Origin of the sequence: Halomonas sabkhae, assembly GCF_030409265.1 — a bacterium.
In the GTDB taxonomy this organism is placed as follows: Bacteria; Pseudomonadota; Gammaproteobacteria; order Pseudomonadales; family Halomonadaceae; genus Halomonas; species Halomonas halmophila.
The window spans coordinates 104948-131405 of the sequence record NZ_JAUFPM010000004.1 but is presented as its reverse complement, the minus strand read 5'-3'; the positions used below and the strand labels follow the sequence as shown (position 1 = coordinate 131405).

The 26458-nt window shown below is 65.0% G+C and carries 20 protein-coding genes and 1 tRNA gene; 16 read left to right on the top strand and 5 right to left on the bottom strand.

Annotation, left to right across the window (positions count from 1 at the left end; all coding sequences use genetic code 11):
• Window positions 1–77: 77 nt before the first annotated feature.
• The 4 genes from QWY79_RS03390 to rsd all read left to right on the top strand — a co-directional run bounded on the left by QWY79_RS03390 (window position 78) and on the right by rsd (window position 5524).
• Entirely contained in the window at window positions 78–2432 is a 2355-nt protein-coding gene (locus QWY79_RS03390) for a Tex family protein (protein ID WP_290269915.1), read from the top strand.
• Window positions 2433–2796: 364 nt separating this feature from the next.
• Window positions 2797–4425, top strand: coding sequence for a glutamate--cysteine ligase (gene gshA / locus QWY79_RS03385; protein ID WP_290269913.1), 1629 nt, complete (start codon window positions 2797–2799; stop codon window positions 4423–4425).
• Window positions 4422–4973 (top strand): disulfide bond formation protein B, encoded by a 552-nt coding sequence (locus tag QWY79_RS03380; protein ID WP_290269911.1) that lies wholly within the window; start codon window positions 4422–4424, stop codon window positions 4971–4973. Before gshA ends, QWY79_RS03380 begins: the two co-directional genes overlap by 4 nt.
• Before the next feature lie 62 nt (window positions 4974–5035).
• Window positions 5036–5524 carry a sigma D regulator gene (rsd, locus tag QWY79_RS03375; RefSeq protein WP_290269908.1) on the top strand — a complete coding sequence of 163 codons (489 nt, stop codon included), beginning with the start codon at window positions 5036–5038 and terminating at the stop codon, window positions 5522–5524.
• 325 nt (window positions 5525–5849) lie between these two features.
• On the opposite strand, the gene QWY79_RS03370 is transcribed toward rsd, so the two are convergent.
• Both QWY79_RS03370 and QWY79_RS03365 read right to left on the bottom strand, forming a co-directional pair.
• Entirely contained in the window at window positions 5850–8912 is a 3063-nt protein-coding gene (locus QWY79_RS03370; RefSeq protein WP_290269905.1) for an efflux RND transporter permease subunit, read from the bottom strand.
• 2 nt (window positions 8913–8914) lie between these two features.
• Window positions 8915–10024 (bottom strand): efflux RND transporter periplasmic adaptor subunit, encoded by a 1110-nt coding sequence (locus QWY79_RS03365; RefSeq protein ID WP_290269903.1) that lies wholly within the window; start codon window positions 10022–10024, stop codon window positions 8915–8917.
• Window positions 10025–10250: 226 nt separating this feature from the next.
• Here QWY79_RS03365 and QWY79_RS03360 point away from each other — a divergent pair, with 226 nt between their 5' ends.
• Window positions 10251–11225, top strand: a complete 975-nt coding sequence (locus QWY79_RS03360) for a malate dehydrogenase (protein WP_290269901.1) — start codon at window positions 10251–10253, stop codon at window positions 11223–11225.
• Window positions 11226–11359: 134 nt separating this feature from the next.
• Here QWY79_RS03360 and QWY79_RS03355 read toward each other — a convergent pair whose 3' ends face one another.
• A complete protein-coding gene (locus tag QWY79_RS03355) occupies window positions 11360–12016 on the bottom strand; it encodes a histidinol-phosphatase (RefSeq protein ID WP_290269899.1) in 657 nt (218 codons plus the stop codon).
• Between the two features lie 149 nt (window positions 12017–12165).
• Here QWY79_RS03355 and QWY79_RS03350 point away from each other — a divergent pair, with 149 nt between their 5' ends.
• Both QWY79_RS03350 and ptsP read left to right on the top strand, forming a co-directional pair.
• Window positions 12166–12660: an RNA pyrophosphohydrolase gene (locus tag QWY79_RS03350; RefSeq protein WP_141317306.1), complete on the top strand. Its 495-nt coding sequence runs from the start codon at window positions 12166–12168 to the stop codon at window positions 12658–12660.
• A gap of 79 nt (window positions 12661–12739) precedes the next feature.
• Window positions 12740–15001: a phosphoenolpyruvate--protein phosphotransferase gene (gene ptsP, locus QWY79_RS03345; protein WP_290270070.1), complete on the top strand. Its 2262-nt coding sequence runs from the start codon at window positions 12740–12742 to the stop codon at window positions 14999–15001.
• A 23-nt stretch (window positions 15002–15024) separates the two neighbouring features.
• On the opposite strand, the gene QWY79_RS03340 is transcribed toward ptsP, so the two are convergent.
• Window positions 15025–15792, bottom strand: coding sequence for an NRDE family protein (locus tag QWY79_RS03340; RefSeq protein WP_290269898.1), 768 nt, complete (start codon window positions 15790–15792; stop codon window positions 15025–15027).
• A 201-nt stretch (window positions 15793–15993) separates the two neighbouring features.
• Between QWY79_RS03340 and QWY79_RS03335 the strand changes: the two genes are divergently transcribed.
• From QWY79_RS03335 to QWY79_RS03295, 9 genes are all read left to right on the top strand, one after another.
• Window positions 15994–17055: a response regulator gene (locus QWY79_RS03335; RefSeq protein WP_290269897.1), complete on the top strand. Its 1062-nt coding sequence runs from the start codon at window positions 15994–15996 to the stop codon at window positions 17053–17055.
• A complete protein-coding gene (locus QWY79_RS03330; protein ID WP_290269895.1) occupies window positions 17052–17846 on the top strand; it encodes a sulfite exporter TauE/SafE family protein in 795 nt (264 codons plus the stop codon). Before QWY79_RS03335 ends, QWY79_RS03330 begins: the two co-directional genes overlap by 4 nt.
• Window positions 17847–18024: 178 nt before the next feature.
• Complete coding sequence (gene lgt / locus QWY79_RS03325) at window positions 18025–18804, top strand: prolipoprotein diacylglyceryl transferase (protein ID WP_290269893.1); 780 nt, start codon at window positions 18025–18027, stop codon at window positions 18802–18804.
• Window positions 18805–19039: 235 nt separating this feature from the next.
• The gene (locus tag QWY79_RS03320) at window positions 19040–19813 is read left to right on the top strand and encodes a thymidylate synthase (protein WP_290270068.1); all 774 of its coding nucleotides are present in this window, start codon (window positions 19040–19042) and stop codon (window positions 19811–19813) included.
• Window positions 19810–20349, top strand: coding sequence for a dihydrofolate reductase (locus QWY79_RS03315; protein WP_290269891.1), 540 nt, complete (start codon window positions 19810–19812; stop codon window positions 20347–20349). Before QWY79_RS03320 ends, QWY79_RS03315 begins: the two co-directional genes overlap by 4 nt.
• Window positions 20350–20412: 63 nt before the next feature.
• On the top strand, window positions 20413–21585 hold the full coding sequence (locus QWY79_RS03310) for a ProQ/FINO family protein (protein ID WP_290269889.1): 1173 nt from the start codon (window positions 20413–20415) through the stop codon (window positions 21583–21585).
• Window positions 21586–21973: 388 nt separating this feature from the next.
• Window positions 21974–23035, top strand: coding sequence for a porin (locus QWY79_RS03305; protein WP_290269887.1), 1062 nt, complete (start codon window positions 21974–21976; stop codon window positions 23033–23035).
• Between the two features lie 101 nt (window positions 23036–23136).
• Window positions 23137–24168, top strand: a complete 1032-nt coding sequence (locus QWY79_RS03300; protein WP_290269885.1) for a hypothetical protein — start codon at window positions 23137–23139, stop codon at window positions 24166–24168.
• 153 nt (window positions 24169–24321) lie between these two features.
• Window positions 24322–26298: a sensor domain-containing diguanylate cyclase gene (locus tag QWY79_RS03295; protein WP_290269883.1), complete on the top strand. Its 1977-nt coding sequence runs from the start codon at window positions 24322–24324 to the stop codon at window positions 26296–26298.
• 6 nt (window positions 26299–26304) lie between these two features.
• Here the strand turns inward: QWY79_RS03295 and QWY79_RS03290 are convergent.
• Window positions 26305–26381: transfer RNA gene (locus QWY79_RS03290), tRNA-Arg, on the bottom strand.
• Window positions 26382–26458 lie beyond the last annotated feature (77 nt).

Below are 26458 nucleotides of genomic sequence, written 5' to 3'. Positions count from 1 at the left end.
GAGTTTCGTGCCTGCCGTTGGCAACGAGCCTGTGATACCTTATCGCGATCATCTTGACCTGGATTGCCAAGGATTTCATGGACGCACAAGCCAAGATCATCGATCGTCTCGCCGAGGAGCTCGGTGTTCGCACCGCTCAGGTCGCCGCCACCGTCGAACTGCTGGATGGCGGCGCAACCGTGCCCTTCATCGCTCGTTACCGCAAGGAAGTCACCGGGGCGCTGGACGACAGCCAGCTGCGCCAGCTGGAAGAGCGCCTGGTGTACCTGCGTGAGCTGGAAGAGCGTCGTCAGGGCGTGCTGTCGGCCATCGACGAGCAGGGCAAGCTGACCGACGAGCTGGCCGCGAGCCTGCGCGCCGCCGATACCAAGCAGCGCCTGGAAGACCTCTACCTGCCGTACCGCAAGAAGCGTCGCACCAAGGCGCAGATGGCCCGCGAGGCAGGCCTCGAACCCTTGGCCGACGCGCTGCTGGGCGACCCGACACTGGATCCCGAGTCAGAGGCGGCCGGCTATCTGTGTGCGGCCGATGGTGATATTCCGGCTTTCGAGGATGCCAGGTCGGCTCTCGATGGCGCCAAGCAGATCCTCATGGAACGCTTTGCCGAGGACCCCGAGCTGGTGGGCCGGCTGCGCGAGCGTCTGTGGGAAGACGGCATCCTCACGGCACGCCTGATCGACGGCAAGGAGCGCGAGGGGGCCAAGTTTTCCGACTACTTCGAGCATGATGAAGCCATCGGCAAGGTGCCCTCGCACCGTGCACTGGCCATGTTCCGTGGTCGCAACGAAGGCGTGCTGTCGCTGGTCATTCGCCTGCCCGGCGAGGAAGAGGCCAGCGTGCATCCGGCGCAGGTCGCCATCGCCCGACATTTCGCCATCGAGAACCATGGCCGTGCCGCCGACCGCTGGCTGGCCGAGGTGGTGCGCTGGACCTGGCGGGTCAAGCTGTATACCCATCTCGAGACCGAGCTGATGGGACGCCTGCGTGACCGTGCCGAGGCCGAGGCCATCGGCGTCTTCGCCGCCAACCTCAAGGATCTGCTGCTGGCCGCCCCGGCGGGTGCCAAGGCGACCCTCGCCATCGACCCCGGCCTGCGCACCGGCTGCAAGGTCGCGGTGGTCAGTGCGACGGGCCAGTTCCTGGGGGAGTCCACGATCTTCCCGCATGCGCCGCGCAACCAGTGGCAGGCGTCCCTGGCCGAACTGGCGCGCCTGGTCGAGGCGCATGATGTGGCATTGATCGCCGTGGGCAATGGCACCGCCAGTCGCGAGACCGACAAGCTGGCCGGCGAGCTGGTCAAGGCCATGGCCGACAAGCGTCGGCTGTCCAAGGTCATGGTCAGCGAGGCGGGTGCTTCGGTGTACTCGGCCTCGGAATATGCCTCCCGCGAACTGCCGAACCTGGACGTCACGGTGCGCGGGGCCGTCTCCATCGGCCGGCGCCTCCAGGACCCGCTCGCCGAGCTGGTCAAGATCGAGCCCAAGTCCATCGGCGTCGGTCAGTATCAGCACGATGTCTCCCAGGTACAGCTGTCGCGCAGCCTGGAAGCCGTGATCGAGGACTGCGTCAACGCCGTGGGCGTCGACCTCAACACCGCTTCCTCGGCACTGCTGTCGCGGGTATCGGGCCTCAATGCCAACCTGGCCGAGAACATCGTGTCGCGCCGCGACGCCGAGGGCGCCTTTCGTTCGCGGCGCCAGTTGCTGGATGTCAGCCGCCTGGGGCCCAAGACCTACGAGCAGTGCGCGGGCTTCCTGCGCATCATGAACGGCGACAATCCCCTGGATGCCAGTGCCGTGCACCCCGAGGCCTATCCGCTGGTCGAGCGCATCGCCGAGCGCAGCGGTCGCCAGCTGGCCGGGCTGATCGGCGACAGCGGCACCCTCAAGTCGCTCAAGGCGGCCGAATTCGCCGATGAGCGCTTCGGCGAGCTGACCGTCAACGATATCCTCAAGGAACTCGACAAGCCCGGGCGTGACCCGCGTCCCGAGTTCAAGGCGGCGCAATTCCGCGAGGGCGTCGAAACCCTCAAGGACCTGGAGCCCGGCATGGTCCTCGAGGGCAGCGTGACCAATGTCACGCACTTCGGCGCCTTCGTCGATATCGGGGTGCATCAGGATGGCCTGGTGCACATCTCGGCGCTGTCCAGCCAGTTCGTCGAGGATCCGCGGTCGGTGGTCAAGGCCGGAGATATCGTCAAGGTCAAGGTCATGAGCGTCGACCTGGAACGCTCGCGCATCGGGCTGACCATGCGCATGGATGACCAGCCCGGGGAAGAAGCGCCGGCCAGGCCGCGCGGCGGGAGCGACGCCCGGGGGAGCGGCAAGTCGCCGCGCAAGGGCGGTGGCAAGTCGCGCGGGCAGAGCGATCAGGATGAAAGCCGGGTAGGCGCCCTGGGCGCCGCGCTGCTCAAGGCCAGGAAGGACGGTTAAGGGCGAGCTACGAGATACGAGTTACGAGTTACGAGTTGCGAGTTGCGAGGTTCGAGATGCGTTGCCGGTGGATGGGTTGACGTTTGTCGGGGTGGTGCCATCATTCTGCTCGCTGCTCGCTGCTCGCTGCTCGCTGCTCGCTGCTCGCTGCTCGCTGCTCGCTGCTCGCTGCTCGCTGCTCGCTGCTCGCTGCTCGCTGCTCGCTGCTCGCTGCTCGCTGCTCGCTGCTCGCGCTTCGCGCCTTGAAACCTTGAATCACGGTTTTTCGACGCCATAATCTTAAGTTCTGTGGGTGCCCAGGCGCCCGACCGATCACCGGGCAGCCGCCATCCTGCAGCCGGCTGCCACGACAAGGGGTGTCATCTTGTCAGAATTGCTCTCCACCCTTATCGAACGACTCAGCGGTCCCGCCAGCCAGGGGCGCTTCAGTCGCCTGCGGCGCGGCATCGAGAAAGAGGGGTTGCGTGTCGACGCCGGTGGCCATATCGCGCAGACGCCGCACCCCGAGGATTTCGGTTCGAAGCTGACGCACCCGCATGTCACCACGGATTATTCCGAGGCGCTGCTGGAATACATCACGCCGGTCTACAGTCGCCCCGAGGATGCCGTCGAATTCATGGCCGACCTGCATCGCTTCAGCTATCGGCGCCTGAACGCAGAGCTCATCTGGCCGGCGAGCATGCCCGCCAGACTCGAGGGCAACGACAGCGTGCCGATTGCCGACTATGGAGCGTCCAATGTGGGCCGCATGAAGCACGTCTACCGCAAGGGGCTGGACGTGCGTTACGGCCGTATCATGCAATCCATTGCCGGGGTGCATTACAACGTCTCGCTGCCGGATGACTTCTGGTCATTGCTCAAGGAGCTGGAAGGCGATGACACGAGTTCCATGCAGGACTATCGCTCCTCGCGCTACTTCGACCTGATTCGCAACTTCCGCCGCCACAGTTGGCTGCTGCTGTACCTGTTCGGTGCCTCGCCGGCGGTGGATCGCAGCTTTCTGCCGGACGGCAGGGTCCCCGACAACCTGCACCCGCATGGCCGCGAAACGCTCGTTGCGCCTTATGCCACCAGCCTGCGCATGTCCGACCTGGGCTATCAGAACAAGGTGCAGGAGCAGCTCAAGATCTGCTTTAACTCGCTGTCCAACTACGTCAACACCCTGCGCCATGCCATCTCCACGCCGTGGCCGGATTATGCCGCCATGGGGGTGCATCTGGGTGGCAACGACTGGCAGCAGCTCAACGACAATATCCTGCAGATCGAGAACGAGTACTACAGCGATATTCGTCCCAAGCGTGTGGCGCGTCACGACGAGACGCCCAGCCAGGCGCTGGAGGCGCGGGGCGTCGAGTACATCGAGGTGCGCTGCCTGGACCTGGATCCCTTCGACCCGCTGGGATTCGATGCCACACGCAGCCGTTTCGTCGACACCTTCCTGATGTGGTGTCTGCTCACCGAAAGCCCCTGGATCAGTGACGAGGAATGCGAGCACCTCGATGACAACCGCCGCCTGGTGGTGTCCCGCGGGCGCGATCCTGAGCTGCGACTCGACCACCACGGCCGCAAGCGCAGCATCGCCGAATGGGGACACGATATCTTCGCCGAGCTGCGCGAGGTTGCGACCCTGCTGGATCGGCTGGAAGAGGGCGCGCCGCATGCCGAAGCGCTGGCCGAGCTGACGCCCTGGCTCGATGAGCCTGGCCTGACGCCCTCCGGGCGCCTGCTGGCAAGGCTCGAGCAACGCGACGAGGAATTCGTCGATGCGACGCTGGCGCTGGCCCGAGAGCAGGCAGCGCAGTTGCGCGCGGAGCCCGTCGAGTCGGCGCGGGCGGCGCTGTTCGACCAGCTGGTGGAGACGTCCTTTCAACAGCAGTCGGAAATCGAGGCCGGTGAGACCCAGAGCTTCGCGACCTTTCTGGCGGATTATTTCGAACGTGCCCGGGAGTCGCGGGCATTGACGCCACTGTGGGCCAAGGGAGGCCAATCATGATCTGGGAAGTCGAGGAATGGGGCGTCCGTCGCTGGTGCCTGGCGGGACTGGCATTCTGTGTCCTGATGATGGCCGTGGCGCTGGGCCTGGAGAACCTGGCCGGCATGGAGCCCTGTCCATTGTGCGTCTTCCAGCGCATGGCGGTCATCGCGGCCGGGGCCGTCTTCCTGATCGGGGCCCTGCATGCCCCCCGGGGCAGGGCGGGAGCGGCGGTCTACGGCCTGCTGGGGCTCATCGCCGTGGCCGTTGGCATCGCGCTGGCCGGTCGCCATCTGTGGCTGCAGTCGCTGCCGGCCGACCAGGTACCCAGCTGTGGGCCCGGGCTCGATTACATGATGGAGGTCCTGCCGCTGCAGCAGGTACTGGCCACCGTGCTCACCGGTTCCGGCGAGTGTGCCGAGGTAGGGGCCACACTGCTCGGCCTGTCGCTGCCGGGTTGGACGCTGATCGGTTTCGTGGTCCTGCTGCTGGCGCCGCTGGGGCTCTTGTCGAGGGTCTGGCGTCGCGATCACGGCTATCGTTGGCAGGGGCTTCCCGGGCGGGATTGACAGCATCCGCGGCAAGGGTGAGTCTGTGCCTTAAGCTCGGTGGCCACGCGAGGTAAGGGACCATGCTGGAAGACTGCAAGAACGCACAGGAACGCTGGGGCGGTGTTCACCAACTGATCGATCGTTGGCTGGCCGCCCGCAAGGCCCTGCTCGTCAATTTCAGTGAGCTCAAGCAGGCCTGCGACGAGGATCTCGACGCCGTTACCAAGGAACGCATCGACGCCTTCAGCGAGCTGCTGATGGACTACATCAGCGCCGGGCACTTCGAGGTCTACCCGCAACTTCGCGCCGAGGCCGACGCCTTCGACGACCACGACGCCCTGTCGCTGGCCGATCGACTCCTCGAGCGACTCGACATGTCCACCGAACTGGTGCTGGCCTTCGACGAAGACTACTCGAGCACCACCCACTGCGAACAGCACCTGCCGCGCCTGCCCGCCTGGCTGGAACGCCTGACCAAGGGCCTCACTGAACGCTTTTCGCTGGAAGACCGGCTCATCTCCCGCCTCCACGCCGTGCACTCCCCGGACGCCGCCAATGTGGAGCGCTAGCAGAAGCGATGCAGGGCGGCTGCGCCGCTTGAAGGGGCAGGAACGGCGCTTCGCGCCTGGAAGAGGGAAGAACGCGGCTCGCGCCGCTTGAAGGGGCAAGAACGGCGCTTTGCGCCTGGAAGAGGGAAGAACGCGGCTCGCGCCGCTTGAAGAGGGAAGAAAGCCCTTGACGCCACAATCCCGAGCGCTAGCCTGGCTTCTTCCTTCTTCCTTCTTCCTTCTTCCTTCTTCCTTCTTCCTTCTTCCTTCTTCCTTCTTCCTTCTTCCTTCTTCCTTCTTCCTTCTTCCTTCTTCCTTCTTCCTTCTTCCTTCTTCCTTCTTCCTTCTAACCCCTAACCCTCTTCCCCGGCCCCAGCACCAGCATGCAGGGTGTCAGCAGCAGGGTCAGGGCGGTGGCGAAGGTCAGGCCGCCGGCGATGGCGCTGGAGAGCTGGGTCCACCACTGGGTCGAGGGGGCGCCCAGGCCGAGTGAGCCGGCGAACAGGTCCACGTTGACTTCCAGCACCATCGGCATCAGGCCGAGGATGGTGGTGATGGCGGTGAGCAGTACGGGGCGCAGGCGCAGGCCGCCGGCCTGCAGGGCGGCATCATGGGCGGAGAGGCCGTCGCCGCGCAGCTGGTTGAAGGTGTCGATCAGCACGATGTTGTTGTTCACCACGATGCCCGCCAGGGCGATGATGCCCATGCCGACCATGACGATGCCGAAGGGCTGGGCATTGACCAGCAGCCCCAGCAGAACGCCGGCGGTCGAGAAGACGATGGCGGACAGCACCAGCAGTGCCTGGTAGAGGCTGTTGAACTGGGTCACCAGGATCAGCGCCATCAGGAAGATGGCCACCACGAAGGCGGTGACCAGAAAGCGCATGGCCTCCTGCTGATCCTCCTGCTCTCCGGCCACTTCGACAGTGACGCCCTCGGGCAGCGACTGCATGGCATCGCGCAGCGCCTGTAGGCGCTCATCGGGGCGAGCCCCGTCCTCGACATCGGCTTCCAGGGTGATGGCGCGCCGACCGTCGATGCGGTGCAGGGTGCTGACCTTGGGGGCCGGCTCGATGCTCACGAAGTTGGAGATCGGCACCTGGCCGCGGGCAGTATTGACGGTGAGTCGGTCGAGCTGGTCCAGCGAACGCGAGTCCTCGGGCAGGCGTACCCGAATGTCCACTTCATCATCCACGCCGGAAGGCCGGTAACTGGCGACCTGCAGGCCGGTGGTCAGCAGCTGCACGGCATTGCCGATGGTCGCCACATCGGTACCGAAGCGCGCGGCTGACTCGCGATCCACCTGGATTCGCCACTCCACGCCGGGCAGGCTGCGGTTGTCCTCGATGGCGCGGAAGCCGCCCAGCGAGTTCATGGCCTGGCGCAGGCTGTCCACGGCCGCCTCGGTCTGGGCGTTGTCGCTGCCGCTGACTTCCAGCACGATCGGCTTGCCCGCGGCCGGCCCCTGTTCCTGTTCGCGGAATTCCAGCTGGACCCCGGGGATGTCGGCGGTACGCTCCTGCATGTCGGCGAGAATCTGCCGTGCCGGACGCCGCTGGTGCCAGTCGATCAACTGGAATTGCAGCACGCCGATCACATCGGCACCGAGTTGCTGGTCCGAGGTGGCGAAGGACCGCGCATAGAGCGCCTGGATCTCGCTCATCCCGGTCAACCGGGACTCGACTCGCTGGACGATGGCGTCATTTTCCTGTGCCGAGAAGTCGCCCCGGGAGTGCACCAGCACCTGGGCGCTGTCGGGCTCCACGCTGGGAAAGAACTCCACGCCGTGATTGAAGCGCGCGTACGCCGTGTAGGTGACTGCCATCAACAGCAGGGCGACCAGCAACGTCAGCCCCGGGCGGGCCAGCAAGCGTCCCAGTACCCGGCGGTAGAGGCGTCCACCCGTGGTCACCAGCTCCTCGTCACTGAGCGAACGACCACCGCGGGCGCCGAAGACACCGCCCAGCGTCGGCAGGAACACCAGGGCCATGGCCAATGACGCCAGCAGGCACAGAATCACCGTGGCCGGCAGGTATTTCATGAACTCGCCGACCACGCCCGGCCAGAACAGCAGCGGCACGAAGACGGCCAGGGTGGTGGCGGTGGAGGCGATGACCGGCCAGCTCATGCGGCTGGCGGCATTGACCCAGGCCGCGCCGGGTGGCTGTCCCTGGCGCAGGTGGCGGTCGGCCAGTTCGCTGACCACGATGGCGCCGTCGACCAGCATGCCGGCCACCAGAATCAGGGCGAAGAGCACCACCATGTTGAGGGTCATGCCCAGGGCCCAGATCAGCAGGATGCCGGTGAGAAAGGCCCCGGGAATGGTCAGGCCGACCATCAGGGCCGGGCGCAGGCCCATGGCGGCGAGAATGACGATGAGGACCAGCAGTACCGCGGTCAGCACGTTGTTGAGCAGCTCGGAGAGCATCGACTCGACCTGCTCGGACTGATTCATGATGGTCGTCACCTCGAGGTCCTCGGGCATCAGGCCCCTGGCCTCCTCGAGCAGGGCTTCCACCGAGTCGATGGTGGCGATGATGTTGGCGCCGGCACGCTTGGCGACTTCCAGTACCATGGCCGGCTGGCCGTCGATGCGCGCGAAGCCCTGGGGGTCCTTGAAGGTCGGGCTCAGGCGGGCCACGTCGTCGAAGGTCACCACCCGGTCACCCTCCACCTTGACCGGCATCTTCATGATGTCCTCGAGCTGCGATATGACGCCCGGGACCTTGAGTGCCAGGCGTCCGGCACCGGTGTCCAGGCTGCCCGCCGCGACCAACCGGTTGTTGCGGCTGACCCGGTTGAACAGCGTCTGGAAATCCACGCCATAGCTGTGCAGCACCTGAGGGTCGACGATGATTTCCAGCAGGTTCTCCCGATCGCCGCCGATATCGACTTCCAGCACCTGGGGAATGGCCTCGATGCGCTCCTGAAGGCGACGCGCGACGCTGACGCGGCGGCTCTCCTCGACGGGGCCAGACAGGCCGATGGAGAGCACCGGGAAGAGCCCCACATTGACCTCCACGACCCGGGGTTCATCGGCCTCGTCGGGCAGCTCGGCCTTGGCGATATCGACCTTTTCGCGCACGTCGGTCAGGGCCTGGTCGGGGTCGAAGCCGGGATCGAATTCCAGATTCAGCGAGGCGTGGCCCTCGCCGGCCTGAGCGGTCAGCTTGCGCAGCCCCTCGATGCTGCTCAGTTCCTGCTCCATGGGGCGGACCAGCAGGCGTTCGGCGTCCTCCGGGCTGACCCCTTCCAGGGTCATCGAGACATAGATGACCGGAATGGGGATGTCCGGGTTGGCTTCCTTGGGCACCGCCTGCCAGGCGGCCAGGCCGGCCAGCAGCAGGGCCAGCAGCAGCATCAGGGTCGTGCGCGAGCGGTCCAGCGCCGCCGAGATCAGCGTGCGCATGATCAGTCGGACTCCTCTTGCGTCGCGCTGGGCGCTGTGTCGGCGGCGACCGGCGTGACCCTGTCGCCGGGGTCGACGAAGCCCCCGCCCAGGGTGATCAGCCTGATGCGGTCCGGCAGCCCGGCCACCCGGGCCACTTCATCGTCACTGCTGACCAGCTCGACGTTGTCGCGTACCACCCGGTCCCGGGCATCGAGATGCTTGACCGCCAGCTGGCCCCGTTCATCGAGCTCGAGCAGGGCCGGTGACAGGCGGTGCACCTCGCGCGGCGGCAGGGTCAGTTCGAGGGTGGCGCTGGCGCCGGCCAGTCGGCGATGCTCGGGGTTGTCGAGTGCGACCTCAATGGCGAAGCTGCGGGTCTGGTCGTCGGCGCGACTGGCGATATGCGTCAGCTCACCCTCGAGGGTCGAGCCGTCGAGCAGGCGTACCCGGGCCGGCAGGCCGGTCTCCAGACCCAGCACCTTGCGTTGCGGCACCCAGGCGCGGGCGGTGAGTCGGGAGTCGTCGACCAGCCGGCCCCAGGTTTCACCGGCCTGCACCAGCTCGCCAGGGTCCACGTCGAGGCGGTCGAGGACGCCGGGGAAGGGGGCCTCGAGGCGGGTGTCGTCACGTTGCTGGCGCAGCTCGGCGAGTTGTGCGGCGGCGGCGCTCAGGGCACTCTGACGGCGCAGCAATTCGGGGTTCGAGATCAGCTCGCGATCGCGCAGCCCGCGTGCCCCGGAAAGCTCGGCGCGCGCCAGGGCCAGTTCGGCCTCGGCCTGCTGGAGGCGCTCGGGCAGGGCATCCTGCTCGAGGCTGAGCAACAGCTCACCGCGTTCGACACGGCTGCCCTGCTTGACCGGCAGGGCCTCGACGCGACCGCTCTGGCGGGCCCGCAGTTCCAGGGCGCGATGGGCTTCCAGGTCGCCCTGGACAATCAGTCGCGGCGCATGCGACGAGGCCTGGCGCTGCTCGACCTCGACCCGCGGTGGGGCCGCGGTCTCGTCGGAGGGAGCGGCGTCGGGTGCCGAGTCGCGAAAGCTCGAGATATCGCCGAAGACCAGCCATAGCAGCAGGGCAAGCCCCAGGGCAATGGCCAGCAGGACAGAAAAGGCGGGGCGTTGACGTGGCATTCGGGCCTTCCATGGTGGCTACCGGTTGACCGGGGAATCATCGCAGCATCCGGGCGGGTAGGGAAGGTGCCCGGTTGCGCCGATGACATCGCCTGGCCGGCCGTCACCGCGTGAATTGAGTTTTGCGCAATGCCGGCATACCATTTCAGGCGTTGCATGCCCGGCCTGGGCGGGTCATCACCTGCCTGCCTGGCTCACTCTCACGGCGACAACCGAAGGAGCCACGATGAAAGATCCCGTCCGTATAGCCATTACCGGTGCCGCAGGTCAGATCAGCTACTCACTGGCGTTCCGCATCGCCGCCGGCGACATGCTGGGCAAGGACCAGCCGGTCATCCTCCAGTTGCTCGAGATTCCGCCGGCCATGGATGCCCTCAACGGCGTGGTGATGGAACTCAACGACTGTGCCTTCCCGCTGTTGCACGACATCGTCGCCTCAGATGACCCCAATGTCGCCTTCAAGGACGCGGACTTTGCCCTGCTGGTCGGCGCGCGTCCGCGTGGTCCGGGCATGGAGCGCAAGGACCTGCTGGAAGCCAATGCGGCCATCTTCTCGGTTCAGGGCAAGGCGCTCAACGATCATGCCAGCCGCGATGTGCGTGTGCTGGTGGTCGGCAATCCGGCCAATACCAATGCGCTGATCGCCTCCTGCAATGCGCCGGATCTCGACACGGGCCAGTTCACCGCCATGATGCGGCTGGACCACAACCGTGCCACCACCCAGCTGGCGCAGAAGACCGGCAAGCATTCCACGGATGTCGAGTCGATGATCGTGTGGGGCAACCACAGCGCCACCCAGTATCCGGACCTTTCCCATTGCAAGGTGGATGGCAAGCCGGCGCTCGACCTCGTCGATCAGGACTGGTACGAGAACGACTTCATTCCTGGCGTCCAGCAGCGTGGCGCCGCCATCATCAATGCCCGCGGCGCTTCTTCCGCCGCTTCCGCCGCCTCGGCCGCCATCGACCACATGCGTGACTGGGCGCTGGGCAGCGACGGCATCGTCAGCATGGGTATCCCCGCCGACGGCAGCTATGGCGTCGAACCCGGCATCATGTACTCCTACCCGGTGACCTGCCAGAACGGTCAGTACACCATCGTGCAGGGCCTGGAGGTCAGCGACTTCAGCCGCGAGCGCATGAACGCCACCGAGCAGGAACTGCGCGAAGAACGCAACGCCGTGGAGCATTTGCTCGGGTAAGAAGAAAGAATGAAGAAGTAAGTCGTAAGAAAACCCCGGACGCTCAGGCGATCGGGGTTTTCTTGTTGGGGCAGCCTTCTTCCCTCTTCAAGGCGCGAAGCGCCGTTCTTCCAACTTCCCTCGCAGCTGGGGGGTCAATCCCTCAGACTGATAATCCGCCAGTCGCGTTGTGTGGCGATGTCGCGCAGGGTCGGGTCGGGGTCGACGGCGACGGGGTGGTCGACGGTCTCGAGCAGCGGCAGGTCGTTGTGCGAGTCGCTGTAGAACCAGGCGCCGTCGAGGGTGTCGTCGCGATCCTCCAGCCATTCCATCAGGCGGGTGACCTTGCCCTCCTGGTAGCTCGGGGTGCCGGTGACTCGGCCGGTATAGTGCCCGTCGACCATCTCGGGTTCGACGGCGATCAGCTCGTCGATGCCCAGGCGGTCGGCGATCGGCTGGGTGATGAAGCGGTTGGTGGCGGTGATGATCAGCAGGGTGTCGCCGCGACTGCGGTGGCGGGCCACCAGCTCTTCACCGCGCTCGAGGATGGCCGGTTCGATCTTGCTGGCCATGAACTGCTGGTGCCAGGCCGCCAGCTGTTCCGGGCTGTTGTCGGCCAGCGGCTTGAGGGCGACCTCGAGGAAGGCTCGCATGTCCAGGGTGCCGGCCTCGTAGTCGGCCATGAAGCGGTCGTTGGCTTGCCTGTAGGCGACCGGATCCACCGCGCCCTGTTCCAGCAGGAACTCGCCCCAGGCATGGTCGCTGTCGATGGCCAGCAGGGTCTTGTCGAGGTCGAAGATGGCGAGGCTCACGGCATTCCTCTCGAGGGTCGGCGATGATCGGGGAGCGGGGATTATGTCAGAGGTCCGGCGCCGATTCGAGCATGGACGATTGCCTTATTGAACCCTTTCACGCGCTTGTGGAAGAATGATCCCAATATTGGATTCATAAGGTGAAGCCCGTGATCGACGCAGACGGCTTTCGCCCCAACGTTGGTATCATCATTACCAACGACAGAGGGCAGCTGCTTTGGGCGCGTCGGGTTGGGCAGAATGCGTGGCAGTTTCCCCAGGGAGGCATCAAGGCTGACGAGACACCGCAACAGGCACTGTTCCGTGAGTTGTACGAGGAAATCGGTCTGACGGCCGATGATGTCGAAGTGCTTGGCTGCACCAGGGGATGGCTGCGTTACCGCCTGCCGCGACGCATGGTGCGAACGCATTGCCACCCGGTATGCATCGGCCAGAAACAGAAGTGGTTTCTGTTGCGGATTCGCTGCCGGGAAAACCGGATCTGCATGGACAGCGGTCCGGCCAAGCCGGAATTCGATGGCTGGCGATGGGTGAGCTACTGGTATCCGCTGGGTCAGGTCGTGCCTTTCAAGCGCGAGGTCTATCGACGCGCGCTGCGTGAGCTGTCGCCGCGAGCACAGCGTCTGGCTCTCGATCGGAGCTGATTGCCCGACACGCGCCGGGGCGACTCCCGGCACCATACTCCGGAGGCGAGAGACCCGTACAATGGACAGCAGGACGCCGATGCTCGAAGTGCTGCGGCGCATCATTCTGGAGGTCAACGGGGCTCGCAACCTGGACGCGGCCCTTTCCACCATGGTGCGGCGCATCCGCAAGGCCATGCGTACCGACGTGTGTTCCTTCTATCTCTTCGACCCCGATCTCGATCGGCTGGTGCTGATGGAGACGATCGGGCTGCGCAGCCAGGCGGTGGGGCAGGTCACCCTGCCCGTGGGCGAGGGACTCGTGGGCCTGGTGGCCAAGCGCGAGGAGCCGCTCAACCTCGAGGATGCGCGTGCCCATGCGCACTTTCGCTATTTCGAGGCCACCGGGGAAGAGCGCTATTCGAGCTTCCTGGGCGTGCCGATCATCCACCAGCGCCGCATGCTCGGCGTGCTGGTCGTTCAGCAGTCCGAGAAGCGTCGCTATGATGAGGCCGATGAAGCCTTCCTGGTGACCATGGCCGCTCAGCTGGCCGGGGTGCTGGCGCATGCCCTGGCCACCGGCAGTCTGACCCGCCCGGCCATGCCGGGCGGGCAGGCGACCTTCGTGGGCGTCGCGGCCTCGCCGGGGATGGCCATCGGCCAGGCCGTGGTGATCGCGCCGCCGGCCGATCTGAACAGCGTGCCGGACCTCATCCCCACCGATGAAGAGTACGAGATCGAGCGCCTGCGCGATGCCATCGGCAAGGTGCGCGACGAGATTCGCTCGGCGGGCGAGCGCCTGGCCAACCGGATTTCCACCCAGGAGCTGGCGCTGTTCGATGTCTATCAGCAGATGCTGGGCGAGGCGGCGCTGTCCCAGGAGGTGGTCAAGCGCATCCGTGAAGGCCAGTGGGCGCCGGGGGCACTGGCCGATGTGGTGCGTCGCCACGTGCAGTATCTCGAGCGTGTCGACGATGACTACCTGCGCGAGCGTGCCGCGGATGTGCGCGATCTGGGGCGGCGCGTGCTGGCGCATCTCCAGGAAGGCACCAGTGCCACGCCGGATGTCTATCCCGAGAACACCATCCTGGTCGGCGACGAGATCAGCGTTTCCATGCTGGGCGAGGTGCCCCGCGACCGCCTGGCCGGCCTGGTCTCGGTCCAGGGCTCCAGCACCTCGCATGTGGCGATTCTGGCTCGCGCCATGGGCATTCCCACGGTGCTCGGCATGGTCGATCTGCCGCTGCCGCGTCTCAACGGCACGCCGGTGGTCCTGGATGGTCACCGCGGGCGCCTCTTCGTGCGTCCCAACGAGGAGCTCGAGCGTCGCTATCAGAGCATGATCGACGAAGAGCGCGAGCTCAGCGAAGTCCTCGAACACGAACAAGATCTGCCGAGCCGCACCACGGATGGTCATGACATACCGCTGATGGTCAATACCGGCCTGGCGGTGGATGCCGTGTCTTCCCTGAAGGCACGCATCGGCGGCGTCGGGCTGTATCGCACCGAAGTGCCGTTCATGATCACCGAGCGCTTCCCCGGCGAGCAGGAGCAGACGCGCCTGTACCGTGAGCAGTTGGAGGGGTTCGCGCCCCTTCCGGTGGTCATGCGCACCCTGGATATCGGCGGCGACAAGGATCTTCCCTACTTTCCCATCGAAGAGGCCAACCCCTTCCTGGGCTGGCGGGGCATTCGCGTCACCCTGGACCACCCGGAAGTCCTGATGGTCCAGCTTCGGGCGATGTTGCGCGCCTCCCAGGGGCTCGACAATCTGCAGGTATTGCTGCCGATGGTCACCAATGTCGACGAGGTCGGCGATGCCCTGAGGTTGCTGGAGCGTGCCATTTCCGAACTCGGAGAAGACGGCATCGTGGTGGCCAGGCCCAGGGTCGGGGTGATGATCGAGGTGCCGGCCACGCTCTATCAGCTCGGCGCACTGGCCAAGCGCGTCGACTTCTTTTCGGTGGGCAGCAACGACCTGACCCAGTATCTGCTGGCCGTGGATCGCAACAATCCGCGCGTCGCCGAACTCTACGATGCCTGTCATCCGGCCGTGCTGTCGGCGCTGGCCCGGCTGGCCGCGGAGTCGCGCGACCTGCAGGTGCCGGCATCGGTGTGCGGCGAGCTGGCCGGGGATCCGGCCGGTGCCCTGCTGCTGATGGGCATGGGCTTCAGTTCGCTGTCCATGAACGCGCCCAGCCTGCCCAAGGTGCGGGCGGCGGTCAGGCGTGTTTCCTTGCAGGCGGCTCAGCAACTGGTCGACGAGACACTGGAACTCGACTCGCCGGCCGCGGTGCGCAAGCACCTCGACCAGCGCATGGCCGAGTGGCAATTGAGCCACCTGCTGCCGCCGCGGGATTGATGGTCGTCACTGCCGGTGGTGCTTCAGGCATGGCGGGTGTCGATGTGATGGTCGTCGAGCCAGGTTCCGCCGGGGCCGAAACGCCGCTCGTGCATCCTGAAGTGCCCGCTGGACTGCCATTCCAGCCAGCTCGTTGAGCGTGTGCCGTATTCGTCGCCCAGGATGAAGGCGGCAGAGAGCCGGCGTTCGAGCTCCGGCTCCACACCGGTGTCGGGCAGCCGCTCGTCGTCGGTCTGACGGGTGTCGGCGAAGCGTGTCAGTGCCGTCTCCGGCCAGCCGGCCTGCCGACTGTCCGCCAGGCCCTGACAGGCGCTCAGCAGCTTGGGCCAGGGGGTGTCGAGGCTGGCGTTGGAGAGGCCGTGGATGCCGGGCGGAACGGCCGTGAGACTCAGCGCCGCCCGGCCGCGGTGCAGGTGCCAGAGCCGCTGGCCATCCCCGGCCAGCAGGTTGAAGCCGGCGTAGCGTCGCGCCTCGCCCTGTGCGAGCTGCCTCAGCCATTGCGCCAGGTCATCGCACTCGAGAGCGTCTCTGACCAGTGCGCCGCGGCTGGGGGACGAGGCCGGCACCTCGAGACCAGGATCGCGAACATTGGTCACCGCGGCGAAGCGTCCGTGGCGGTGCATGGCCATCCAGCCACCGCCACCTTGCAGGTCACGTCCGCCGATGATGTCCGGGGCATCTTCCCAGATGCCGAGGCCGGCCGTGGGGCGGGCATGAAATTCGTCACGATTGGCCATCAGGCGCAGTCGGATGGCGTCGTCGGGGCGGAAATCGAAGGCGATCAGGCACATCTGGCTGAGCCTAACCGGCTTTGACGGTCTTGCAAAGTCCGCTTGCAAGCCCCGGGCAAGCGTCACGAACGACGGCGGCAATTTATCGGCACCCTCTCATGACAGTCCGGGTTTCTCGGCGTAAACTTTGTTTATCATCGACCCGTTACAAGGATGAGCATGCGAGTCGTATTGCCCAAGGAGCCTCTCTGGACACAGGTAGTGAGCCCTATCCTGTGGCCGGTGTTGCTGGCCCAGTTACTGCTGGTCGTGCTGGGTGTCGCCATCACCCTGATCTGCTGGTGGCTGATGCCGGCAGAGGCTTCCTGGAGTCTCACCTTCTGGCTGCTGTTGGCGCTGCTGGTCGGCAGCAGCCTGAATGTGGCCATCTTCCTGATGCTGCTCAGGCAGCGCCTGTATCGACATACGCAGGAACTCGCGGCGCGTCTCGACAGCCTGGATCGGGCGCTTGACCAGACCGTGGAGCCGGCAGAGGACCAGCGGGCGGCCACGCGCTCGCCTCAGGACCGGATCGACCACCTGGTGACCCGACTGGGGGGGCCGGCGTCTCGGGATCAGGGTGAACTGGCCCGGGCACGACAGGCCGAGCAGCGTCTGAGCGATGAGCTGGAGTCGCTGCAGAGCCGCATGGGCCGCCTGGAGACCGAACGCGAGCGAGCCCGTGAGTCTGCCCGGCTCAAGTCGCATTATCTGGCTCATCTCCAGCAGACCCTGATGCCTTCGCTCGAGGCGCTCGAACAACAGATGCCGACCGAGACGTCATGTCCTGAACTGGTGGGCAAGTTACGCAGCCAGCTGGCGGATGCCAGATCACTGCTGGACACCCTCGACGAGTCACCTGACGCGGCACAGGACCCCAGTGCCTGTGTGCTGATCGTGGATGATGGCCCCGTCAACCTGATGCTGGCCCGACAAGTGCTCGAGCGCGAGGGGTTGCAGGTAGTCACCGCATCCTGTGGCAGCGAGGCGCTGGAGCGCCTGTCGGAATGGCCGATCGATCTGGTGTTCATGGATATCTTCATGGCCGACATGGACGGTGTCGAGACCTGCCGCATCTGGCGGGAACGTGAGGCGGCCGGGCCCGGCACGGGACGCAATGTGGTGATCGCCCTGACCGCCAATGCCGGTGAGGCGGATCGACGCCGTTTCGAGGAAGCCGGGATGGATGACTATCTGGCCAAGCCATATCGCCCCCAGGACATCCTGGAAACCGTGCGTCACTGGTTACCGGGTGTGCTCCAGGATGGCAAGGAGCCTTCATGAGCGCGGTCTCGTTGTGGCTCGGCTACCTGGCGCTGGGTAGTGTGGCGGGGACGCTGGCCGGGCTATTCGGTATCGGCGGCGGCCTGATCATCGTGCCGGCGCTGGTGTTTGCCTTCGAGCTACAGCGGGTCGCGCCGGAGGTGGTGATGCACCTTGCCGTGGGCACGTCGCTGGCGACGATCGTGGTGACCGGCGCCTCCTCGGCGCTTGGCCACTATCGCCGCGGCAGTGTCCACGAGCCCTGGCTGCTGGCCTTGCTGCCGGGCTTGATCATCGGCGCCATTGGCGGTGGGCTGGTGGCGGATCGCCTGTCGAGCGAATGGTTGGGCATGCTGTTCGGTATCTTCCTGCTGCTGGTGGCGGTCAAGATGCTGCTCGGCCTGCGGCCGGCAGCGCGCCACCAGGAGCCCGGGAGTGGTGCGATGATGCTGGCCGGCGCCATGATCGGTGGCGTCTCGGCGCTGTTCGGCATCGGCGGGGGAACCCTGAGTGTCCCCTGGCTGTCACGTAGCGGTGCGACCATGACGCAGGCAGTCGGCACGTCTTCGGCATGCGGTCTGCCGATCGCTTTGCTGGGAGCCGCCACCTTCATCCTGGTCGGCTGGCAGGAGCCCGGTCTGCCGCCGGGCGCGCTGGGTTATGTCATGTGGCCCGCCTTCTTCGGCATCGTTCTGACCAGTGTGCCCTGTGCCCGCCTGGGCGTCTGGCTCGCCCACCGGCTACCGGCCCGACAGCTCGGCGTCGCCTTCGCCCTGCTGCTCGCGGGGGTCGGGGTGAAGTTCCTGCTATAGCTATAAGCCGTAAGCTTTAAGCTGGAAGAAAAAACCTTGACCCTAGGGCGCAAGGAGGCAGACTGCCTTCCAGCTTCCAGCTTCCAGCTTCCAGCTTCCAGCTTCCAGCTTCCAGCTTCCAGCTTCCAGCTTCCAGCTTCCAGCTTCCAGCTTCCAGCTTCCAGCTTACGAGGACCCCATGCTGACTTATCCCTCCATCGACCCGGTTGCTATCTCGATCGGGCCTTTCCAGGTGCATTGGTACGGCCTGATGTACTTGATCGGTTTCCTCGCTGCCTGGTGGCTGGGGCGTCGGCGTGCCGAGCGTATCGGCCTGACCCGCGATGACGTTGGCGATCTGCTGTTCTATGGGGCACTCGGTGTGGTCCTGGGCGGTCGCCTGGGGTATGCGCTTTTCTATGGCATGGAGCAGTGGCTGGCGGATCCGCTCTGGGTGCTGCGTGTCTGGGATGGCGGCATGAGCTTTCATGGCGGCCTGCTGGGGGTGCTGCTGGCTGCCTGGTGGTTTGCCCGGCGCAAGCGGCTGGCGTTTTTCACTCTGACCGACTTCGTCGCGCCCCTGGTACCCATCGGCCTGGGGGCCGGGCGTATCGGCAACTTCATCAACCACGAGCTGCCGGGGCGGGTGACGGATCTGCCCTGGGGCATGCCGTTTCCCGGTGTGGGGCCGGAGCCGCGTCACCCGTCCTCGTTGTACGAGGCCGTGCTGGAAGGCCTGGTGCTGTTCGTCGTGCTCTGGTGGGTCTCGGCGAAGCCGCGTCGTCGTGGCTTTATCTCGGGGCTATTCCTGGTACTCTACGGCATCTTCCGGTTCGCGGTGGAATTCGTGCGGCGTCCGGACCCGCAGCTCGGGTTCATTGCCTTCGACTGGCTGACCATGGGCATGCTGCTGTCGCTGCCGATGATCATCGCCGGGGCGGGTTTGATGGTCTGGTCGCGACGCCAGCCGACGCCCTGACGGGAAGACGCCGCTGCGCGGCGTCTTGAAGAGGGAAGAGCGTCGCTTCGCTCCTGGAAGAGGGAAGAGTATAGCGCGGCTCGTGTTTTTCTTCCCTCTATCCTTCTTCCGACTTGGAGCTGATGGCTTACGGCAGCTGTAGCCTCTGTGTAGAATAACCACTCAATTTCCCAGCTGTGATTTTGCCGTGAAAGCCGAGACTCTACCTCCTCTGGAACAGCCTTATCTCGACCTGATGCGTGCGGTGCTGGAGCATGGCGTCGAGCGCGGTGACCGTACCGGCGTGGGTACGCGCTCGCTGTTCGGCCATCAGATGCGCTTCGACCTGTCGCGCGGATTTCCGCTCATCACCACCAAGAAGCTGCATCTGCGCTCGATCATTCACGAGCTGCTGTGGTTTCTGGCCGGTGATACCAATATCGCCTATCTCCGGGAGAACGGCGTCAGGATCTGGGACGAGTGGGCCGACGCGAACGGCGACCTGGGGCCGGTCTACGGTTACCAGTGGCGCAGCTGGCCGGATCCGCGCGGCGGTCATGTGGACCAGATCGCCGGCTTGCTCGAGAAGTTGAAGCACAACCCGCAGTCGCGGCGCTTGATCGTCTCGGCCTGGAACCCGGCGCTGGTCGATGATATGGCCCTGCCGCCGTGTCACTGCCTGTTCCAGTTCTACGTGGCCGACGGGCGGCTGTCCTGCCAGCTTTATCAGCGCAGTGCCGACATCTTCCTCGGGGTGCCCTTCAATATCGCCAGCTATGCCCTGCTGACCCGCATGATTGCTCAGGTGGCCGGGCTCGAGCCGGGGGATTTCGTGCACACCCTGGGCGATGCGCACCTCTATCTCAATCATCTCGAGCAGGCCGAGCTGCAGCTGACCCGCCAGCCGGCCGAGGCGCCTCGTCTGGTGCTCGAGCCCGGCGTGGATGACCTCTTCGCGTTTCGTTTCGAACATATCGCCATCGAGGGCTATGCACCGCACCCGCACATCAAGGCGGAGGTCGCCGTATGACGGATAACACCCTGGTGCCCGTCGCCATGATCGCGGCCATGTCGAGCAATGGCGTGATCGGCGTCGACAACAAGCTTCCCTGGTACCTGCCCGAGGACCTCAGGTTCTTCAAGTTCATGACCCAGGCCAAGCCGCTGGTGATGGGGCGCAAGACCTTCGCCTCGATCGGCAGGCCCTTGCCCGGCCGCCTGAATATCGTGATCACGCGGGATACGAACTTTCAGCCCGAGGGTGTCAGGGTCTGCCATGACCTGGCGGCGGCACTGACGCTGGCCGATCAGCAGGCCACCATCGATGGCGTCGACGAGATCATGGTCATGGGAGGCGCCCAGATCTATGCTCAGGCCCTGCCGTTGGCCAGCCGGCTGTATCTGACCGAGGTGGCCGTCGAGGTACAGGGCGACGCGCATTTCCCGCCGCTCGACATCACGCAGTGGCAAGAGCAGCAGCGTGTGCCCGGCAACCCCGACGAAGGACAGCCGGCCTATGATTTCGTGTCGTATCAGCGTCGCGGTTTGCCAGAGACCGACGCCTGACACAGACTGTCAGTGTGGCGCCGGGGCGCTGGAGAAGCCCGCGGCGTGTTCAGGAAGGCGCACTTGGAGGATCAGGAATTGATCGAGGAACGTTCAACGCGCTTGATGGTGGCGCTGGAAGGGCGCGCCGAGGCCCTGCTGGAGGCGCTGCATGAGGCGCGCAGCCAGCGTGCGACCATGGTGGCGCGGCTCGATGAACTGGAGCACCAGCGACAGGCTCTGGAAGCGCGTAACGCCGAACTGATAGCCGAGGCCAGGGAGCGGGCCGATGAGCGCGATACGCTGGCACAACAACTGACCGAGTTGCAGGACCGTCTGGCCGATGCCGAAGCCTCGGGGATGGAGTTGCTCGAGGAAAATCGCGAGCTGGACGAGCAGAACCGCGAGCTCGAATCCCACAATCGGCAGTTGCGTGCCGAACGCGATGACCCCGGGGAGCATGAGGTCAGTCCCTTCTTTCAACGGCGTGGCCGTCGCGCCCAGGGGTTTTCGGCCCTGATGGGGCAGCGGCACAAGCCGTTTCAGGAGGCTGGCAATGCCGACTCCGAGCCGGCAGAGAGCGAGGATCAAGTGCCGGAGACTGCCGATGAGCCTGCCGCAGTCGTCGAGGGGCCGTCGGAACAGGACCAGCAGGAAACGCTGCCCAGCATCGATGAGGCGCCGTCTCCCCAGGCGTTGCTCGAGCAATGGTATCAGCGCTATCCCGAGGCCTTCTTCAAGGGGCACACGCGCCCGCTGCAGGTGGGCATTCATGAAGCCCTGACAGCCCGCGAAGCCTGGCCGGAAAAGCTGGTGCGGCGGGCCCTTGCCTGTTACGTCAACCTGCCGCGTTATCTCAAGTCGGTGCGCGAAGGCGCCGAGCGCATCGATCTGGATGGCGCGCCTGGAGGGCAGGTCGATGGCGGTGCCGCCGAGCATGCCCGCAAGAAGCTCGAGCGCCTGCAATCCGCCCGGCGCAGCAGTGCCAAGGCCTCGCGGCGTGCGACTCCGCGCAGAAGTGCCGGCGGCGGGAAGGTGCAGCAACGGGATTCTCGCGACCCGAAAGAGGCCAGCAATGCCGGTCATCAGGGAGGGGCGAGTGACCAGACCCGGGAAACGGATTCAATGAAGTCGTCTGCGGACACGTCGAGCCAGGCGATGTCATCCGCCCAGGCCGATGAGCCCGCCGATAGCCGCATGCAGCGCAAGCTCGGCGAGTTGATGGCTCGCCACAACGCGGACGGCACGAGCCGCTGAAGGGTGCGCGGGTCGTCTGCGTGACTTGAAAGCGTCATCTCGGCCATGCATGATGCACCTTGTGCCGCATCGATATCAGAGCCTCGGGCTCTTCCCGATGTGCGACGGCAGGCCCGCCGGGATGGCGTCCGGCCAGTTTCGCGGGGAAAATGCGGGATTTTTTGTGCAGAGAAAGAAAACAGTGTTTTTTTCTTGTTGCGCTCTCGCTGATCCCGGTATAAAGTTGTCCCTGCGAGCATTGGAATATAACAAGGCTTGGCCGTGGTCCGGCTCGCATGCTGCCCTCCATGAGGATTCATGCAGCAACGAGAACCGGTACCTGACAGGCAAGCCGGCTGCAAAACGCAGCATCGATCGAAACAGCAAGCTAGTCATAAGGAATACTGCAATGAAAAAGACACTGTTAGCGACTGCCATCGCCGGTGCCATGGTTGCCTCCGGCGCCCAGGCAGCTACCGTCTACAATCAGGACGGCACCAAGCTGGACGTCTACGGCAACATCCAGCTGGCCGTCTACAGCACCAAGGGTGGCAACGGCGAGTATGACACCCAGCTGACCGATAACGGCACCACCTTCGGCTTTGCCGCCGAGCATGTCATCTATGATGGCCTGACCGGCTACATGAAGCTGGAAATCGACGATATCAACGCCGACGAAATGGCCACTGGCCCGCGTCAGGACGGTGGTGACACCGCCTACGTCGGCATGAAGGGCAACTTCGGTGATGTCAAGCTGGGTTCCTATGATGACCTCTTCGATGACTGGATCCAGGATCCGGTGACCAACAACGAAGGCTTCGATGTCAGCGACTCCACCAGCTATGCTGGCCTGGGCGGCGCCATCCAGACCGACCAGCTGACCTATGTCTCGCCGTCCTTCAGCGGTCTCGAGATGGCCATCGGTACTCAGTTCAAGGGTGATGCCGAAGCGGAAAACCTTTCCGGTGATAACAACGCCTCCGTCTTCGGTGGCGCCAAGTACACGGCCGGCAACTTCTCCGTGGCCGCCATGTACGACAACCTCGACAACTACGAGGTTCGCTCTGCTGCTGCCATCAATGCCGGTCAGGAATTCGGCGACCGTTACGGCATCACCGGTCAGTACAGCATGGATAGCCTGCGTGTGGCTCTGAAGCTCGAGCGTTTCGAGTCCGATGTTGATGGTGTCGATTCCACCAACTTCTATGGCCTGGGTGCCCGCTATGGCTATGGCAATGGCGACATCTATGGTGCCTATCAGTATGTCGATGTGGGCGCAGAAGACTTCACCAACGAACTGGGTGAGACCCTGCAGGACGAGCAGGAGCGTGACGAGACCTACAACCAGGTTATCGTTGGCGCGACCTACAACATCTCTGATTCCATGTACACTTGGGCCGAAGCCGCGCTCTATGACAAAGAGAACGACGAAGACGACGGCGTTGGTGTGGGCGTGACCTACATGTTCTAAACCCCTCTTGCAGGGAGACCTGCCCGAAGGGTTGAACAACGAAAGCCGATCCCCCGGGGTCGGCTTTTTTCATTGGGCGAGAATGAGGCAAGCGAGGTTCCATGAAACAGCCGATCCTAACCGCGGGTTTGCTTACCCTGGGGCTGAGCCTGGTGGCGGCACCGACCTGGGCCAGCGAGATGCAGGACCGTTTCCGGGAAGAAGGCAAGCAGATGGACTTGACCGGCTACCTGCAGCCGGAGACCGATGCCTATAGCCGCAGCTTCCTGTTCGGGGGCGTCAACGAGCATGATTTTACCGTCGATGAGGCGGGTACCTATGCCTTCACCAGCGATGTGACCGCCGGCTATGCCGATGACTACCGCATTGCCGCCGTGCTGCTGAATGATCAGGGCCAGGAGATCACGCGTTCGCAGGCCCTGGGGCAGAATGGTGGCCTTGAAATGCAGGCCGAGCTCGAGCCGGGGGACTATACACTGCGGGTCGAGGCCCAGCGCTTCGGTACCCGGGGCAAGGCCGGGGATGCCTATTCCATCGATGTCGCGGGTCTGAACGAACGCGGCCAGCGTGTCGAGGATGCCGTCGACGACGGTGGTGATATCCAGTTCATCGGCGAGAATCGCTCCGGCGGCAAGTCCGTCTTCGTGCGAGGCGATGATGCCGTGGCGACGGTGCGCAGCGGGGATAGCGCGTCTGCCGGCGAGGCGTCGACTGCCGGGGCTGCAGCGAGCGGCGCGGCGGCATCGTCCGGCGGAGCGCAGGATGCCTCCGCTGATGAGCGTCAGCAGGCTGCCGGGCAGGAAAGCTTCGAGACCATCGTCACCGACGTCAAGATCCGGGCCAGCGGCAAGGCGCTGACCTTCGACGTGGCCGAAGCTGGCACGATCTCCATCGAGACATCCACCTATCCGCCGGGTGCCGAGGATACCTATCGGCTGACCCTGGATGTGCTCGACGAAGCCGGTAATGTCGTGGCCGAGGGGGCCGGGGAAGGCTTCGATGGCGATGTCGACATGGAAACCGTGCTGCAGCCGGGGCGCTACACCATCAATGTGCAGGGCCAGAAGTTCGGTTCGGCCCACACGGGTCCCAACAACTACGAGCTCAAGGTCGAGCAGTTGAATCGGCGCTGAGAGCGTGGCCGGATGAGCCGATGAGCACGTGACAGCTTGCATTGTCACGTGTTCGGCTAATATCTTCGTCACTATCCCCTTCGCCAACTGATGCTGCGTCGTGGCCGCTGAGGCGCTACGAGAGCCGCCAGTGCCGGCACGCGAGGAGCTCAAGTGTCAGCACCCTTCACCCGCTATCTGCATGGTGCCCTGTCCCTCAAGGGGCGTTTGCTGCTCGGGCTGTTCGTCACCTGGGCGGTCGTGCTGGCGTTGTTGCTGGGCTTCGGCTGGCGTTCGGCCGAGACGCTGGCGGGTGACTCGAGTCGTACTCATCTGCGTTATGAAGCGCGCTTGATTGCCGACGAGCTCACTCAGCAGGTGAACTCGCGGTTGTCGGCACTGCAGCGCCTGGCGGGGCGGGTGCCGCTAGAGGCTTCGGCGAGCCAGTCACGTGATGTGCTGCGGGACAGTGACGCCCTGCTCGAATGGTTCGAGGGGCTCTTCGTCGTCGATGGCGAAGGCCAGGTCCTGGCCGACTGGCCCAATGTCGAGGGTCGTGTCGGGCTGGATGTCTCGGGTCACGAGTATTTTCAGCACCTCGAGGCGTTCAAGTCCCCTCATGTCAGCGAGCCCTTCCGTGGGCGAGCGAGCCAGGAGTCGCTGGTCGTCTTCGTCGTGCCGCGTCTGGACGTTGCCGGCAACTTCCAGGGAATGGTTGGCGGCATCGTCAATATCCGCGATGGTGGTCTCTTCAACCGCCTGTCGCGCATTCGCCTGGGCCTCGAGGGTTTCGCCAGTGTCATGACGTCCTCGGGTCAGGTCCTCTACTACCCGGATCGCTCGCGCATCCTTGCCGAGGTGCCCGATGCTCGGGCCAACCCCTGGGCCAGGCTGTCACTGTTTGGCTGGGAAGGGGAAGTGCTCGGTGAGCTGCCCAGCGGTGAACTGGGCTACCAGGCGTATCGTCAGATATGGCCGGCCGATTGGATCGTCAGCGTGGTCCTGCCCCGCGATCAGGTGCTTTCCCCCCTGCTGCAGAGAGTCGGCCGGCTCGGCTGGTGGGCCCTGCTGGTGGCGGGCTTGATGATGCCTGTCATGGGCTGGCTGGTGTGGCTGTCCCTGCGTCCCCTGTATCGGCTGGAACGGCAGATCGGCGAGATCGGGGCCGGCAAGCGCACCCAGGTGGCCCTGGCCACGCGCATGCAGGAGCTGCAGCGTGTCGCCTCTACCTTCAATCGCGTCGAGGTCGAGCGTGGGCAGGCCCTGGCGCGCTCCCGAGAACGTCAGGCGTTTCTCGATGCCATCCTGTCGTCTTCCCCGGTCGGGATTTTCGTGACCGAGCCCGGTGGCGCCATTTCCTATGTCAACCCAGCGCTGGTGGAGCTGACCGGTTACCAGGAAATCGCGACCAACCCCATGGCCTGGCTGAATCGTGTACACGCGGATGACCGTCAGGCCATGCAGGACCTGTGGCAGCATAGCCTGCTGAGCGGCGAGGACTTCCTGCAGCAGTATCGCTACTGGCACCGCAAGGGCGAGGTGCTGTGGCTCGAAGTGCATGCCAGGCGAGTATCGTCCGAGGACGGCCATCTCGGCTTCGTCGGCACGGTCAAGGACATTACCCAACGTCGCGAGGAAGAAGCGTTGCGCCAGTGGGAAGCGGAGCATGACCCGCTGACCGGACTGCTCAATCGGCGCGGCCTCGAGCGCCGCCTCGAGGAGGCGTTGGCCGACTGGCGCAAGATGGGGACGCCCTCGGTGCTGATGGTATTCGACATGGACCGCTTCAAGCCCATCAATGATATCGGCGGCCACGCCCTGGGGGATGACATGCTGTGCCGGGTGGCCCGGGAGCTGAAGCGGGCCATCCGGCGCAGTGATCACGCGGCGCGTCAGGGCGGTGACGAGTTCGCCGTGCTGTTGCCGAGCTGCACCGTCGAGCAGGCCCGGCGCATTGCCGACTCACTGCGTGAGGCCATCCGCCGGTTGAGGGTCTATCACCAGGGACAGGCATTCAGTGTGACCCTGAGTATTGGCGTGACATGCTTCGAGGGCTCGGACCAGCGCATCAGCAGCATCATGCAGCGCGCCGATGAGGCATGCTATGAAGCCAAGCGAGCGGGGCGGGATGGGGTAGTCATCCGGGGGTGAGGTAGATGGCGCCCTCTACTGGATTCGAACCAGTGACCTGCCGCTTAGGAGGCGGCTGCTCTATCCTGCTGAGCTAAGAGGGCGGGGCCTGGTGAGCCGGTGCGTAGTATAAGCGGCCGATGCGCCGAGATAAACCCGATAGCCCTGGCCGAGCACAGGA